The 12,240-nt window shown below is 60.6% G+C and carries 14 protein-coding genes; 8 read left to right on the plus strand and 6 right to left on the minus strand.

Annotation, left to right across the window (positions count from 1 at the left end; genetic code table 11):
- Positions 1 to 3: 3 nt before the first annotated feature.
- Together CPA56_RS00175 and CPA56_RS00180 are read left to right on the plus strand one after the other, a co-directional pair.
- On the plus strand, positions 4 to 1,167 hold the full coding sequence (locus CPA56_RS00175; RefSeq protein WP_182040045.1) for a glycerate kinase: 1,164 nt from the start codon (positions 4 to 6) through the stop codon (positions 1,165 to 1,167).
- Positions 1,168 to 1,284: 117 nt separating this feature from the next.
- The gene (locus CPA56_RS00180) at positions 1,285 to 3,771 is read left to right on the plus strand and encodes a mechanosensitive ion channel family protein (protein WP_182040046.1); all 2,487 of its coding nucleotides are present in this window, start codon (positions 1,285 to 1,287) and stop codon (positions 3,769 to 3,771) included.
- Between the two features lie 99 nt (positions 3,772 to 3,870).
- On the opposite strand, the gene CPA56_RS00185 is transcribed toward CPA56_RS00180, so the two are convergent.
- On the minus strand, positions 3,871 to 4,035 hold the full coding sequence (locus tag CPA56_RS00185; protein ID WP_182040047.1) for a hypothetical protein: 165 nt from the start codon (positions 4,033 to 4,035) through the stop codon (positions 3,871 to 3,873).
- 321 nt (positions 4,036 to 4,356) lie between these two features.
- On the opposite strand from CPA56_RS00185, the gene CPA56_RS00190 reads away from it, so the two are divergent.
- A complete protein-coding gene (locus CPA56_RS00190) occupies positions 4,357 to 5,478 on the plus strand; it encodes an AI-2E family transporter (protein WP_182040048.1) in 1,122 nt (373 codons plus the stop codon).
- 51 nt (positions 5,479 to 5,529) lie between these two features.
- Here the strand turns inward: CPA56_RS00190 and CPA56_RS00195 are convergent, their stop codons facing one another.
- Together CPA56_RS00195 and CPA56_RS00200 are read right to left on the minus strand one after the other, a co-directional pair.
- Positions 5,530 to 7,437 carry a PepSY-associated TM helix domain-containing protein gene (locus CPA56_RS00195; RefSeq protein ID WP_182040049.1) on the minus strand — a complete coding sequence of 636 codons (1,908 nt, stop codon included), beginning with the start codon at positions 7,435 to 7,437 and terminating at the stop codon, positions 5,530 to 5,532.
- Between the two features lie 92 nt (positions 7,438 to 7,529).
- The gene (locus CPA56_RS00200; protein ID WP_182040050.1) at positions 7,530 to 7,814 is read right to left on the minus strand and encodes a hypothetical protein; all 285 of its coding nucleotides are present in this window, start codon (positions 7,812 to 7,814) and stop codon (positions 7,530 to 7,532) included.
- 522 nt (positions 7,815 to 8,336) lie between these two features.
- On the opposite strand from CPA56_RS00200, the gene CPA56_RS00205 reads away from it, so the two are divergent.
- From CPA56_RS00205 to CPA56_RS00225, 5 genes are all read left to right on the plus strand, one after another.
- The gene (locus CPA56_RS00205) at positions 8,337 to 8,855 is read left to right on the plus strand and encodes a GNAT family N-acetyltransferase (protein WP_326831269.1); all 519 of its coding nucleotides are present in this window, start codon (positions 8,337 to 8,339) and stop codon (positions 8,853 to 8,855) included.
- A 146-nt stretch (positions 8,856 to 9,001) separates the two neighbouring features.
- Entirely contained in the window at positions 9,002 to 9,502 is a 501-nt protein-coding gene (locus CPA56_RS00210; RefSeq protein ID WP_182040052.1) for a hypothetical protein, read from the plus strand.
- A 23-nt stretch (positions 9,503 to 9,525) separates the two neighbouring features.
- Entirely contained in the window at positions 9,526 to 9,906 is a 381-nt protein-coding gene (locus tag CPA56_RS00215; RefSeq protein ID WP_182040053.1) for a hypothetical protein, read from the plus strand.
- A gap of 135 nt (positions 9,907 to 10,041) precedes the next feature.
- Positions 10,042 to 10,482, plus strand: a complete 441-nt coding sequence (locus CPA56_RS00220) for a hypothetical protein (RefSeq protein ID WP_182040054.1) — start codon at positions 10,042 to 10,044, stop codon at positions 10,480 to 10,482.
- A 54-nt stretch (positions 10,483 to 10,536) separates the two neighbouring features.
- A complete protein-coding gene (locus CPA56_RS00225; protein WP_182040055.1) occupies positions 10,537 to 11,154 on the plus strand; it encodes a trimeric intracellular cation channel family protein in 618 nt (205 codons plus the stop codon).
- A 16-nt stretch (positions 11,155 to 11,170) separates the two neighbouring features.
- Here the strand turns inward: CPA56_RS00225 and CPA56_RS00230 are convergent, their stop codons facing one another.
- Genes CPA56_RS00230 through CPA56_RS00240 form a run of 3 tightly spaced genes read right to left on the minus strand, consistent with a single transcriptional unit; the run spans position 11,171 to position 12,239 of the window.
- On the minus strand, positions 11,171 to 11,512 hold the full coding sequence (locus CPA56_RS00230; RefSeq protein ID WP_182040056.1) for a YnfA family protein: 342 nt from the start codon (positions 11,510 to 11,512) through the stop codon (positions 11,171 to 11,173).
- Between the two features lie 47 nt (positions 11,513 to 11,559).
- Positions 11,560 to 11,805, minus strand: a complete 246-nt coding sequence (locus CPA56_RS00235; protein WP_182040057.1) for a hypothetical protein — start codon at positions 11,803 to 11,805, stop codon at positions 11,560 to 11,562.
- Complete coding sequence (locus tag CPA56_RS00240) at positions 11,802 to 12,239, minus strand: structural protein P5 (protein WP_182040058.1); 438 nt, start codon at positions 12,237 to 12,239, stop codon at positions 11,802 to 11,804. Before CPA56_RS00240 ends, CPA56_RS00235 begins: the two co-directional genes overlap by 4 nt.
- Position 12,240 lies beyond the last annotated feature (1 nt).

The following is a 12,240-nucleotide window of genomic DNA, read 5'->3' on the forward strand; positions in this document are numbered from 1 at the left end:
GGCATGAAAATTGCGATCGTGTGTGATTCCTTCAAGGAAAGTCTGGCCCCGCTGGAGGTGGCAGAGGAGATAAGGGCCGGTTTTGCCCGTGTGTTTCCGGAGGCTGACTATCTCTGTCTGCCAATGGCCGATGGGGGAGAAGGGACGGTGGAGGCTCTCGTGCAGGGTACGGGCGGTAAGTTGATTTCCTGCACCGTCACCGGGCCTCTGGGGAAAACCGTCCAGTCCTTCTTTGGCATCAGCGGTGATGGACGGACGGCCATCATTGAGATGGCCGCCGCCGCAGGGCTGCCACTGCTGAAGGCGGAGGAGCGGGACCCATTGCGGACGACGACTTACGGTGTGGGGGAGCTTGTTCTTGCCGCTCTGGAGAGGGGCTGCCAGCATGTCATTCTGGGGCTGGGGGGCAGTGCCACCAACGATGGTGGGGCGGGATTTGCACAGGCTCTCGGTGTCCGTTTTCTGGATGATGAGGGGCGGGAGCTGCCTGCTGGTGGGGCCGCCCTGTCCCGGCTGGCGAAGATTGATCTCTCGGCGGTGGATGGACGCCTGTCCGGCATCACGCTGGAAGGAGCCTGCGATGTCCGCAGTCTGCTGACCGGGCCACAGGGAGCCTCTCATGTTTTCGGTCCCCAGAAGGGGGCGGATCAGGATGATGTGGTCCGTCTTGACGAGGCCCTGAAACATTATGCCCGTGTGCTGCTGGAGCAGTGCGGACGGGACGTGGCGGACGTGCCCGGTGCTGGGGCTGCCGGTGGGCTGGGAGCCGGTCTTCTGGCCTTCACGGAGGCACGGCTGCGACCCGGTGTGGATATCGTGGCCGACCAGCTGCGGCTGGCGGAACGGTTCATGGATGTTGATCTCGTCATCACTGGTGAGGGGCGGATGGACGGGCAGAGTGCGCAGGGCAAGGCCCCGATGGGTGTGGCCCGGATCGCCCGGGCACAGGGTCGGCCTGTCATCGCCATTGTCGGCTCGACGGGTGACGGAGTGGACAGGATGCACGAGGTGGGAATTGAGGCTTTTTTCGATACGGTTCCCCGGCCCGAGACGCTGTCAGTCGTGTTGGAGCAGTCCCGTGAAAACATTCGCCGGACAGCGGAAAACGTCGCCGCAACGCTGAAAATGGGCATGGTCATGGGTCGGGAAACAGGTCGGCCTGACTGATTCCGTGCCGTGGACTGATGAGGCCACCAGCCTTGAAAGACGGCATAACACTACCATATTCCTGTGTTCACATGCTCCTGTGAGTGACCGTCCGTTATTGGGATTCAAGTAGGCTTTATGAAGCGTTATTCTGTTCGTCAGATCATGATGGGTGTGGGGGCTGGCCTGGGGCTGGTGACCATGCTGGCCGCCCCGGTACAGGCTGCCGGGTCGTCTGCTCCTGCGGCGGCAGCCCCGGCTTCCAAGGCTTCCTCACCACCCGCAGCTGCCAGTGCGCCCCTGCCGACGACGCCTCTCGTCATCGGGCAGCCGGAGGGTGATTTTGGCTGGGCAGGCGTGGCGACAACCCTGCGGACACAGCTTGACCAGGACCAGGGCGTGCTGCGTTCGGTTGGCTCTGCCCTTGGCCGGAACAAGACCCTGCCAACGGGACGGGTGCTGGACGTCTACACCCAGCAGATACGGCAGGTGCGCCAGCATGTGACGGACGGTCTGGCGCAGATCCAGTCCTATGAGGGTTCCATAAACTCCCTGCTCCAGGTGCTGGGCAACAAGGCTGAGGATGGGGAGGACAGCTCCATCACCCGCCAGCGTGCCATCGCCCGCAAGACGTCGATGAATATTGCGGCCCTTCTGGTGCGGATGCGTGTCTGTGATCTTCAGACGAAGCAGGTGGAAATCCAGCTGGATGATCTGCGCCGCAAGGTGCAGCAGGGGGCTCTGGTACGGCATGTGGCCACTCCTCTGAGTGTCGGCTTCTGGCAGCGGGCCATCGAGGATGGCTATGCGATGTTCAGGGATGCCGGTCGACCGGAGCTGAATGTCCTGATCGGCGTTCTTGGCATCGGCGGTCTCATAGGGCTGTTCAGCTGGGGGATCAGGCGGTTGACCGTGCTTGCACTTGGCTCGACACGGGCACAGGCAAGCTGGGGCAGTGTGATCCGTACGCAGCGGTCCCTAGGGAGCGTGCTTGCCGGTGTGCTGTGCGGCCTGCTGGCCGAAGTGCTCTGGCAGGGATGGCAGGCCGTGGCCTTCAATGGTGAGGGCGTGCCCATCATGCAGGGGACGTATCTGACACAGGCCCTGCCCGTATGTGCCTTTATCGTGGGAGCGGGTGTGTCCCTCAGGCGTTGGCTGCTGGGGAAGAACTGCCTGTCATGCAGCCTGCTGCTGGGAGGGGGCATCCTGTTCTATGGTGCCTTGCGCACGGCCGAGGTGGGCCGGGCCATCGGGCCGGGCATGGATGCCGTTCTGGAGGCAGGCTTTGCCCTTTCTTCCGCCGTGCTTCTGTATCTGACCTGCCGTTTCAGCAAGCATCAGCAGAAGAACGGAGGGAGCGGCAGTGATTTTGGAGGAAACTCCGGTACGGGGCAGGATATCGGTGCCCTGCTCGTCCAGCACGTTCCCCTTCCCGGCATTTCGGCCCTGCTTCTGGGCGTGACGGGTGCAGCCGTGCTGAGCGGCTACATTTCCTTCGCCTTCCTGCTGAATGACTGGGTGCTGACGCTTCTCTATTCCTTTGGTGTGGTCATGCTGCTCATGCAGGCATGGCGTGATTTTGCCCAGTTCGTCTTCTCAGCGCAGAGCCAGCTGGGGCGGCTGTGGACCGAGCTTGAGCTGAGTGCCCGCCGCCTTGCACAGATGGAGGTCATCAGCACGGCTCTGGTCGGGCTGGGGCTCATCATGGTGTTCATTGCGCTGCTTCAGGGGCGGAATGGCGTTTCTTTCATAGGGGCCTGGCGACAGCTCCAGCATATCTTTGGTGGGGGGATGCTGTTTGGCGTGCCAATTTCACCCCGTTCCGTGTTTGATTCGGCTCTTCTGCTTGTTGGCGTCTATTACCTCATCCGCTTTCTCCAGCAGTGGCTCCAGACACGTCTCTTCCCGGTCACTTCGCTGGACAATGGGGCGCAGACATCCATCATCAGCATCCTGACCTATACGTTGTGGATTGCCGCAGGGCTGAAGCTGCTCTCCATGATGGGCATTTCCGTCCAGAACCTGACATGGGTGGTCAGTGCCCTGTCCGTTGGTGTCGGTTTCGGTCTTCAGTCGATCGTGAAGGACTTCATCTCCGGTCTCATCCTTCTGGCCGAGCGTCCGGCTCAGGCAGGGGACAAGATCACCATCAGCGGCAATACGGGTGTGATCCAGCGCGTGAACGTGCGGGCGACGGATATCCGCCTGCCGAACGGCACGACGCTCATCGTGCCCAATTCCCAGTTCATCACGGCCAACGTGCAGAATTATAGTGCCGGTCATAATCCGCTGAAGATGAACCTCGTCTTTGCCGTGCCGACCAATGTCAATCTGGACAAGGTGCAGGCCCTGTTCATGCTTGTCGTGTCGGAGCAGCCGGATGTTCTGAGAGACCCTGCTCCACAGAGCTGGCTGGGTGACAGGATTGGTGACACGGTGGATGCGACACTGGCGATCTATACGGCCCGTGGCACCAACAGTGATGCCGTGCGTACGGCGGTGGTCAGTGCCCTGCTGGAGCGGTTCAGCAAGGAGGGGATCAGCCTGTTCGTGACACAGGTTACGGCAACCGTTGCCTCCGACGCTTCGGTTTCTGATGCCCCGGCGGATGAGGCCCTGTCCTGACAGGGTCTTTCCTTGGGATCAGGACATGAAAAAAGCCGGGGCGGTGTTCCGCCCCGGCTTCTTCTGTCTGCAGCCTCTTGTGAGGCCTTTGGTTCGGTCTTACTTGCCGTCGACGGAACGGGCGATCTCGGCGACGAGCTTGAGGAGATAGGCACGGTCGATTTTGGTGTTGGGGCCTTCAATGCGGACCACATCCTGCACCAGAGCGAAGATCAGATCTTCGCGGGACATGTTGCGGGCCAGATTGACTTCTTTCTGAGACATGTGGGTAAATCCTTTCAAAAGATGGAACGGCAACGCCGAACGGGCAGACACCTGTGGGAGGCCACCTTGGAAACCTTTTAGCAGTCTTTGTAGGGGAAGGTCACGGGGGGCGAATGAAAAGATCGTGACCATATTGGGGTATCTGGCTTTTCAGATGGTTTTCGGTTTTACTTCATCCAACCTTTGTGAAAGGTTCCTTGGACTTCAGAGAGTTCCCGGATTCTGGCTGGCGGGCGAGACGTCGCCCGGCTCCATGAAACCAGTGTCCTGTATGACATGGGACAGGGGAGCCTTGCGGATATATCTCGTTCAGGACAGATTATGATAGCGCGTTTGAAGAGCTTCTTCCTCTCGGCCGAGGCGACGACCAGGGTGGCGATCAGCCCGGTCCGCCCGGTATTGACGGCCCTGGTGGCCACGCTGCTGCTTCTGGCGGCAGCGTGGATCATCCATCCTTTCCTGCCGCCCATCATCTGGGGGGCGACCATTTCCATCACGCTCTGGCCACTGGTCCTGCGCCTTCAGAAAGTGTGTTTTGGCAGCCGGTCCGCAGCGGTGTTCTTCACCGTTCTGGCGGCAATGGTCATTTTCTTTCTGCCTGCCATACTGGTGATCGTCATTTTTGCCCAGCATGTCGATGACGTGTCCCATTTCATCTCCATCCTTCCGTCGCTGCAGCTGCCTGCGGCTCCGGCCTGGGTGGGCCATCTTCCCTATGTGGGGGGCGACATCGTTCCATTCTGGGATCATCTGAGGGAAAATAGCCTGCCAACCCTGATGCGGCGGGTCACCCCCTCTCCGGAGAAGATCTTCCATGCTCTCCTGTTCTCGGCGGGCAGTCTTGGCTCCCTGCTGCTGGAATTTGGCCTGACGCTGATTGCGATGGTGCTGATCCTGAGCCGGGCGGAAGGGATCATTTCCCTTCTGGAAACGGTCAGCAGCCGCCTGGGGGGCAGGACAGGTCGATCCCTGCTGAAGCAGGCTGAAATTACGACCCGGGGTGTTGCGCTCGGTGTCACGCTGACAGCCATCGTTGAATCCCTGTTCGGGTGGGTCGGGCTGATGGCGGCGGGCATGCCGATGGGCAGTGTCATTGCCGCCGTCATGTTCATTTCCTGCGTGCTGCAGTTCGGAGGGGCCTGGGTGCTGCTGCTCAGCACTGTCTGGCTGTACTTCATGTCGTCTCCGCTGCACGCCATCATCATGCTGCTGTTTGCGCTGGTGGCCGTCGCCGGGGACAATTTTCTCCAGCCGCTCATCATCCGGCGTTATGTGCGGATTTCCGTCGTCATCATCATGCTTGGGGCGTTCGGAGGTCTGGCCACGCTCGGTTTTGCCGGTGTCTTCATCGGACCGACCCTGCTGTATCTGACTGAGAAGATGATCCGTGACTGGGCCGGTCTTCCTTCAGAAGAAGACGGAGAGGCTGCGTCCGGAGAGTGACGGCAGGTCTGCCGGTCCCAGCGGAAGGAAAGACCTCCGCTGGAACCGGTGTCATCTTCTGGACCGGATCACATGAAAGGCTCCGTACCAGAGGCACAGGCTGGCGATGGCAAAGGCCATGGTCAGCTCCTCCAGGGCGGAGGTCCGTGTCATCATGTGGTGCAATGTCACGATTACGACGGCAGTGGAGAGACAGGCTGCCGAGAGAGCCAGAATCATGCCACGGCAGACACGTCGGGGAAACAGGCAGTAGCTGGCCAGACTGAGGGCCACGAGGGCATAGAAGGTCAGGCTGGCCTCCTGCCGTGCCTGTTCCGGATCGTGAGGGACAGCATCGGTCAGACTGGTGACAGGGTGCAGATGGCTCATGAGAGGACTCAGGACCATGAGGCCGCAGAGACCCAGCAGGCAGCCGGACAGGCTTCCTTCACTCAGGCGGGCAGTCCACAGGGTGGCTGATGTCTCCACGGGAGCAGGCTGTCCCGGTATCCGGCGGCGGTGAGAATTGAGCCAGAGCTGGTTGGCGGTGTGGAAGAAGCCCACGCCGCACAGACCCAGTATCACATAGAGCCATCGGACAAACTCTCCCCCAAAGCTGCCAAAATGCAGGGCAAGGCACCATGTCAGGATGCGCCGGGCAAGGGGCTGTCTTCCCGGCAGATTCTGGCTGTCGAGTATGGTGCCTGTATGCGGGTCCAGCAGGATGGAACCACGGTCCCGCCCGATGAGGGGATTGCGAGGATCCGTGCCTTCGAGCAGCAGGTAAGGCTGTCCTGATGGTGGAAGGCCATGGAATCCACTGGCATCGTAGAGAGGAGCGTGAAGGGACTGACGAGTTGCCAGATTGTCCCTCATATGTAGAGCGGGTACGTAATCCAGTGTGAGGGGGCGAAAGTCTGGAGCGAAGGCCTGCATCTGTGTCAGGATGACGGCAGGTGGAAGGGGAGATGCTGGTCCTGTAGTAGTAGGAGGACTGTTCCCGGCACCAGATTCCGGGAAAGCGGCACCACGAGATGCTGGTCCTGTAGTAGTAGGAGGACTGTTCCCGGCACCAGATTCCGGGAAAGCGGCACCACGAGATGCTGGTCCTGTAGTAGTAGGAGGACTGTTCCTGAGGCCGGGGCCGGTTGGCAGGAGTGGAGCTAGGGCAAAGAGGGCGACCGTGAGGGCGATGACAAGCTGAAAGGGCAGGGAGTAGAGGCCCAGCAGGCTGTGCAGGTCAAGCCAGAAGCGACGGGCATGACCTTCCAGCCGTACGGTCATGAGGGTCCGCCATATGCCCGGAAGCAGCAGGATGATGCCGGAAAGCAGGGCCAGACCATAAAAGAAACAGATGAGGCCGACCAGCGGCATCGCCCAGCTTTCTGGCAGGGGCAGCCCCATGCGACGGTGCAGCCCCCCGATGACAGCAGGCACGGGTGATGGAACGAGCTGGTATAGCTGGACCGTGCCCGCCTGGGGCTGGGTGACCAGAATCTGGGCTGCGGGTCGCCCGAGAGGGAGTTCCGGAGCTGCGGGCAAGCTGAGGCGGGCCGAGACAGGAGATGTGAGGGTCAGCCTGTACTGATGGTCCGTGGCCCTGTAATGGCCATGCTCCATGTCGGACAGATGGTTCAGGACGGATGGAATGTCCGTCAGAGGAATGGTTTCGGAGGCTGGCAGGCGGGGCTGGCTCCATTCCTGGAGGGGCGTGGCAAAGAGTGTCACGGTTCCTGCCAGAAAGCCCATGGCGAGCAGGCTGCCGGTCGTGATGCCGATATAGCCATGAAGGGATCGGTAGCGGATGGCGAGATGCTGGATTCTTGGCCAGCTGCCAAGCCCCATGCAGAGGGTCAGGACAATCATTCCTGCCAGACAGCCGATCATGGCCAGCAGGGAAAAGCCTGTGGCCCCGTAGGGGCGGAGAAAGGCGAGGTGCCGGTCGGCCCAGCAGGCAGCAAGCAGGCAGAGAACTGCCATGATGCTGCCAGTGGACAGGCGCAGCCAGAAGATGAGGGGCGAATGGGGGCGGGGAGGAAGGGGACGTTCTCCCCGACCGGCCAGAGGTTTCATCAGGATGGCTGGGAGCGACGCAGGCTGATGAAGGCCCAGATGACCGGCATGAGGCACAGAAGGGTCATGCTCCAGCCTCCAAGGCAGAAGAACGCTCCGGCGACGCCAAAGACGGGTGACCACAGGGTCAGGGTCAGGAGACCGGACAGTGCCAGACAGATCAGGCCGGTCCGGCGGTTCAGATGTTCAGGACACGGGGTCTGGCCGGGGAGCTGGAGCCAGAGCAGGACGGCCCATAAGGTCCCTGTCAGCAGGCCGCTCCAGAAGTAAATAGATTCCGCCATCACTCCCGGCATGTCTTCTCCTCCGTTCCGTTGTCTCCAACCCGTCACTACGGGGCTGATTTTATGAGAGGCCGGAAGGGAGGGTCAAACATGTATTATTTATACAGGATACAGGAAGTCCTGATGCAAGACGGCCATGAAGGGCCGTTTACTGCCTCCGGAAGGGGAGACGCTTGCGAAGGCCGCTGAGCGGTCCGGCTGCTGCAAACCCGAGCAGAAGGGATGTGGTGACGGTCAGCTGGAAGATGAAATGATAGGAGGACGACACGGTTCTGTTCTCCAAGGCGGGGTGATGAGGCCGGATTGTGTGCTACTGGTAATTAAATTTCCGTAATAAGAAAAATGGTTTTTCGGGCCTTCCCCCAAAAATATGTGAGTGGCCTGTTTTTGCTGTCTGTTTCATATAGATGGGGGTAGGGTTCGGGCTGTCAGTGACAGGTGACAGGCGGTTCTGTCAGGGGTCTGTCCATGAGATGGCCGCATGGAAACGGTCCGGCGGTCATGTTCAGAGGGGAAAAGGATGTGACGATTCAGATTCGATCAGCCAGAGACGGTGATGTCGCCACCATTACGGAAATTTACAATCATGCCGTCAGGACGACCACGGCCATATGGAACGAGCGGGTGGTTGATATGGCCAACCGGATGGAATGGTTGAGGGCGCATGAAGAGACCGATCTGCCAGTCCTGGTTGCCGTGGCCGCTGACGGGCAGGTTGCGGGCTATGCCACATTCGGTCCGTGGCGGGCCTGGGATGGTTACCGTCATACGGTGGAACATTCTGTCTATGTTCATAAGGACAGGCAGCGGGCCGGTATCGGTCGTGCCCTGATGGTGGCCCTGCTGGAGGAGGCCCGTCAGCGGGGTTATCATGTCATGGTGGCTGGCATTGAATCGGGTAATGTCGGTTCCATCCATCTGCATGAGACATTGGGTTTTTCGGTCGTGGGGCAGTGCAGGCAGGTCGGCTGCAAGTTTGGCCGCTGGCTGGACCTGACCTTCATGCAGATCATCCTTGATGAACGGGCCAGCCCGGACTGAGCCTGTCAGAATGGTGATCGGTCCGGCGGGGCGTGTCTCTGGTCATACTCGTTCTGAGGTAGTAATAAAATTCGTGGAGCACGCTCTGGCATGAACCGCTTCGATGTGACGGTGGTCGACAGTGAAGTGAAATGAAGGATTTTGTGATGAAGACGACAGGATGTGGAGCCGCCAGTCTGTATGGAAGCATGCTGGCCCTGGCGACGGGCCTGATGGTCAGCCCGGCACGGGCGGAGGGGCTGGACCGCATCTATGATGTGCAGGCCCGGCTGTCCCCGACGGCACTGGTGGCCGGTACCGGTGCCTCAGCCGTGGTGGATACGCTTGGGACCCGTCTTGGCCCGAACATTCGGCAGAAGCAGGAGCTGAAGGCCGTTTCCATCGGGCAGGGAGACTACCGTCTTGGCCAGTACCGCATGAGGGTCCGGCTGCATCATGGTCCGAACGGGGGATATGATGACGGGACCCTGAGCTATGTGGTGTCGGCCAGCCTGAGCCGTATGGCCGGTGATCATACGGCCTCCATCTTCACAAGGGTGAAAGGGGTGCTGAAGCTTCATGGGGGTGAGGCGGCCGGAACTCTGCCAGCCAACCGTTATTTCACCGGTACGGTGCAGATCAGGGCCGTGGCGGCCCGGCTGTTCTGACAGGCATGAAAGGACGACAGGTCATGCGCTGGTTCATGAAGAAGGGAGGCCGTGTCTGGCCGGGCTGTCTGCTGGCGGGACTGGCCTGCCTCGTGATGCCGATGAAGGTCCGGGCGGATGACCTGACCCTGCCTGCCTCGGGGATCAAGGCACCTTACAGTCCCTTGGCCGTACCGACACGGATGACGCCTCTTGCGGACTCTCTGGAGACCCTGCTGAACAGACGCTATCAGGTCGTGTCGGCACATCCGGCGGATGGCGAGGAAGTGCTGGTCCTGTATCGGGAGGATCGGAACGCATCGTCGGGGTCCACGGCCCTGTGCGCCCTGACAATGCCAGCCCCCGAAAGGGACCAGAATGTCGTGACATCCCGCTGCTGGTCCCTGAACCATCCTGACAGGTGATGGACGGGGGCAGGCCCAAGAAAGCCGTTCTGTCAGTCGGGCAGGTATGTTACTCATTCCGTAACAGTATGTAGCCGGTTATGGTCTTTTCCTTTCTGGAAAGATCATGGCCGTGCAGAGGGAAGGATATCTCTGATGGTTGATTCGGTTTACAGCCTGCTGGGCTATGAGGCGGAGGTACGGCAGCTGGGCAAGAAGATCGGCCGCCTTTCCAAGCATGAGCTTTTCTCGCAGGACCTGGCCCCTTTCCCCAATGCCCATCCACGGGTCCAGCCCAGACACGAGACCTTTTACCGTGAGATCGAGGCGTCCCATCAGTTCTACCGACAGATGGTCAGCTCCATGGAGCGTGAGTTCCATACGCTGTGCGAGTGTTTTTCATCCGAGCGTTATTATGCCGTTGATGGTGACTTCAATCATCTGATGGTGACGTTCAACGGGGATGCGGCCAATGACACCCTCGCCTCCATGCGTTTCATGAACCGTTTCATCCAGTGCCTGAAGAAGGGGACGCCTTTCGGGGAAGATGATGCGCACGTCCTGTTCGCCAATTATGGGCGGCTGGTCGTCCGCTGAACGTGACGGGCATGGCATGAACCCGGCAGGATGACCGTGTTCAGGTGAGGCAGCATGACAGTCGATCTCTACACTACGCTCTACATCATCGCCATCATCGCTGAGGCCATGACAGCGGCCCTGCTGGCCGGAAAGCTGGAGATGGACCTTGTCGGAGTGTTCCTTCTGGGGTGGATCACCGCTCTGGGAGGGGGGTCGATCCGTGACGTGCTACTCAACCATTACCCGCTCTCGTGGGTACGTCACCCCAGCTATCCGCTGATTACCGGTTTTGCGGCCCTGGCCACCATCATGGTGGCCCAGCACATGCACCGGCTGCGCAGGCTGTTCCTCTTTCTGGATGCCATCGGTCTGGTCGTCTTTACCGTGATGGGCTGTCAGGTGGCGATGACGGAACATCTCTCCGTGGTCTGTGTCATCATCTCGGGCATGATAACCGGGTGCATGGGGGGAGTGCTGAGGGACATATTGTGCAATGACATCCCGCTCCTGTTCCGATCCGAACTCTATGGCACGGTGTCCGTCAGTACGGGGATCGTTTTCCTGTGCTGTACTCAGGTCGTGGACAACAGGAACGTGGAGCTGATCATTTCCATGGTGTTCGGCATCAGTTTCCGGCTGCTGTCCATCCGGTACAACTGGACGTTGCCACGTTTCAGCTACCGGTCCTGACGACAGGCCGGCCCTGTCAGTGTCGGCCATGCGGAGCCAGCAGGATGAGCATGGCTCCTCCCAGACACAGGACTGCCCCTGCAATGTCCCAGCCGTCCGGAGCGATGCCTTCCACGGCCCATCCCCAGAACAGGCTGATGATAATGTAGATGCCGCCATAGAGGGCGTAGGCACGCCCCGCATGGTCGGAAGGGCTGAAGGTCAGAAGAAGGGCGAACAGCCCAAGGCACAGGCTGCCCGGTATCAGCCAGAGGGGCGTTTTCCCCAGTCGCAGCCATGCCCACGCCGAGAAACAGCCTGCAATTTCAGCACAGGCGGCCAGGCTGTAAAGAAGTCCTGATGTCAGGAGGCCAGTCATGGTGATCGTCCCGTGTTTCTGGAGAGGGTGATGTCGTGAGGACTGTATCAGGGCTGTCGTGGACCCTGAAAGACGTGGTGACCGTTTTTGTCAGTCTGTCCCGGCCGGACATGGTTGGCAGCCCAGCCGATGTTGAGGGCGACCGCCGAGATGACCCGGTAGGGAAGCACCCAGCGGGAGCCTGCGGCCGGGGGCCTGATGAAGACCGTCACCAGATTGCAGACGACGATGAGGAGGGCGGCATAGCCCTGCACGCTGCCGGGAAGGGCCGTGAGAAGGTCGGAAAAATTCATGAGATCCTCGGACTGTCAGGTGAGTGAAGGGAGTGGGAGGAAGCATCTCTGGCCACCCGTGCGACCAGCGGCCCGTAGGGGTTCTGTCCGTTCTCGAAGCGGATGATGGCGTTCATCAGGCCGGTGAGCAGGCGGGGAGATGGGGGGCCGAGCCGGGTATCCGGCTCCACGCCCAGCGCATGAGCCACGCCCCGGATGTAGGCGGCGGTATTGTTCTCGCTGGGAGGTGCCCACTTGCCGATGATGCCTGCCACCGTGTCGATGCCATCCCGCAGGATGTAGCGGCGGAGCTGGTCCCGCAGGGCGGCCAGCCCCGCCTCTGCCGTGGGGAAGCGGGCAAAGCGGGCGTTGGGTCCGGGTTCCAGCACTGCGCCGGGCTGGTGGACGAAGTTCAGGTTGCCGGGATTGTTGTTGCGGATGCCACGGGGTGTCATG

The organism is Bombella mellum, assembly GCF_014048465.1.
GTDB classification, from domain to species: domain Bacteria; phylum Pseudomonadota; class Alphaproteobacteria; order Acetobacterales; family Acetobacteraceae; genus Bombella; species Bombella mellum.

Coding starts and splice junctions, on each gene's coding strand:
- CPA56_RS00175 (WP_182040045.1), top strand. CDS start 4: ATGAAAATTGCGATCGTGTGTGATTCCTTCAAGGAAAGTCTGGCCCCG.
- CPA56_RS00180 (WP_182040046.1), top strand. CDS start 1,285: ATGAAGCGTTATTCTGTTCGTCAGATCATGATGGGTGTGGGGGCTGGC.
- CPA56_RS00185 (WP_182040047.1), bottom strand. CDS start 4,035: ATGTCTCAGAAAGAAGTCAATCTGGCCCGCAACATGTCCCGCGAAGAT.
- CPA56_RS00190 (WP_182040048.1), top strand. CDS start 4,357: ATGATAGCGCGTTTGAAGAGCTTCTTCCTCTCGGCCGAGGCGACGACC.
- CPA56_RS00195 (WP_182040049.1), bottom strand. CDS start 7,437: ATGGCAGTTCTCTGCCTGCTTGCTGCCTGCTGGGCCGACCGGCACCTC.
- CPA56_RS00200 (WP_182040050.1), bottom strand. CDS start 7,814: ATGGCGGAATCTATTTACTTCTGGAGCGGCCTGCTGACAGGGACCTTA.
- CPA56_RS00210 (WP_182040052.1), top strand. CDS start 9,002: ATGAAGACGACAGGATGTGGAGCCGCCAGTCTGTATGGAAGCATGCTG.
- CPA56_RS00215 (WP_182040053.1), top strand. CDS start 9,526: ATGCGCTGGTTCATGAAGAAGGGAGGCCGTGTCTGGCCGGGCTGTCTG.
- CPA56_RS00220 (WP_182040054.1), top strand. CDS start 10,042: ATGGTTGATTCGGTTTACAGCCTGCTGGGCTATGAGGCGGAGGTACGG.
- CPA56_RS00225 (WP_182040055.1), top strand. CDS start 10,537: ATGACAGTCGATCTCTACACTACGCTCTACATCATCGCCATCATCGCT.
- CPA56_RS00230 (WP_182040056.1), bottom strand. CDS start 11,512: ATGACTGGCCTCCTGACATCAGGACTTCTTTACAGCCTGGCCGCCTGT.
- CPA56_RS00235 (WP_182040057.1), bottom strand. CDS start 11,805: ATGAATTTTTCCGACCTTCTCACGGCCCTTCCCGGCAGCGTGCAGGGC.
- CPA56_RS00240 (WP_182040058.1), bottom strand. CDS start 12,239: ATGACACCCCGTGGCATCCGCAACAACAATCCCGGCAACCTGAACTTC.